Source organism: Psychrosphaera saromensis, assembly GCF_002954545.1.
GTDB classification, from domain to species: Bacteria; Pseudomonadota; Gammaproteobacteria; order Enterobacterales; family Alteromonadaceae; genus Psychrosphaera; species Psychrosphaera saromensis.
Map to the genome: position 1 here is coordinate 1 of NZ_MSCH01000008.1, position 546 is coordinate 546.

The 546-nt window shown below is 41.8% G+C and carries 1 protein-coding gene; it reads left to right on the forward strand.

The genetic code is table 11. The features are described 5' to 3' along the window. Positions 1-546 (forward strand): GTP-binding protein (locus tag BTO11_RS16395; RefSeq protein ID WP_244904522.1); only part of this gene is annotated, 546 nt, incomplete at both ends.

A 546-nucleotide genomic window follows, 5' to 3' on the forward strand; every position in this document is an offset into this window, starting at 1 on the left:
AAATGGACGGTGCTATCTTAGTAGTAGCTGCGACTGATGGCCCTATGCCTCAAACTCGTGAGCACATCCTACTTTCTCGTCAGGTTGGCGTTCCTTACATCATCGTATTCATGAACAAATGTGACATGGTTGATGATGAAGAGCTAATCGAATTAGTAGAAATGGAAGTTCGTGAACTTCTTTCTGAATATGACTTCCCTGGTGATGATTTACCATTAATCCAAGGTTCTGCGCTTAAAGCGTTAGAAGGCGAAGCAGATTGGGAAGCGAAGATTTTAGAACTTGCAGAAGCTCTAGATACTTATATTCCAGAGCCTAAGCGTGATATCGATAAGCCATTCATCATGCCTATCGAAGACGTATTCTCAATTTCAGGTCGTGGTACAGTAGTAACAGGTCGTGTTGAGCAAGGTATCGTTAACACTGGTGATACAGTAGAGATCATTGGTATTAAAGAAACTCAAACAACAACTTGTACAGGTGTTGAAATGTTCCGTAAGTTGCTTGACGAAGGTCGTGCAGGTGAGAACATTGGTGCATTATTAC